This window comes from Chryseobacterium lathyri, from assembly GCF_003290185.1.
Classification (GTDB): domain Bacteria; phylum Bacteroidota; class Bacteroidia; order Flavobacteriales; family Weeksellaceae; genus Chryseobacterium; species Chryseobacterium lathyri.
This window is the reverse complement of sequence record NZ_QNFY01000049.1, coordinates 1-593: the sequence shown is the minus strand read 5'-3', so window position 1 is coordinate 593 and position 593 is coordinate 1. Positions and strand designations below refer to the sequence as shown.

Below are 593 nucleotides of genomic sequence, written 5' to 3'. Positions count from 1 at the left end.
AAATCCATTACGGCAGCTGATTACCTGAAAGTGAAACCTTACAACCTGATCAATGTTCAGAAGCCTTCACTGGCTCAGAATATGGACTATTTCATTACATTCCAGAATGGGTATTATTTTGTAAGATACCTGATGTGGAACTTCGTGGGAAGACAAAATGATCTTGAAGGAAATATGGAAAACACTAAAGGAAACTGGATCTCCGGAATTCCTTTCATCGATAATGCACTGCTTGGGAACCAGGATAAAATGCCTGCAAAATTCAAGAATGAAAGTACGGTTAAATTCTTCTTTTTACCCTTAATCTTAGGGTTGATCGGTTTCTTTTTCCAGCTTAACAGGGACTTTGGAAGATTCTATGCACTGCTTTCATTATTTATTTTAACAAGTGTCGGAATTGTTTTCTACACAGGCGTGAAGCCTTTTGAAGTAAGGGAAAGAGATTATGCGATGGTGGGGTCCTTTTATGCATTTTCGATCTGGATTGGCCTTGGAGCCGGAGCTATCTTATGGTTTATCCAGTCTAAGATAAAATCAAACGGAGCAAACATTGCTTTGGGAGTAGTTTTATTGGGTGTCCCTTTTATGATGGG

General features: G+C 39.0%; 1 pseudogene. It reads left to right on the top strand.

The window, feature by feature from the left end:
- Positions 1–593, top strand: a pseudogene (locus tag DRF61_RS22470) (DUF2723 domain-containing protein); the annotation flags it as partial.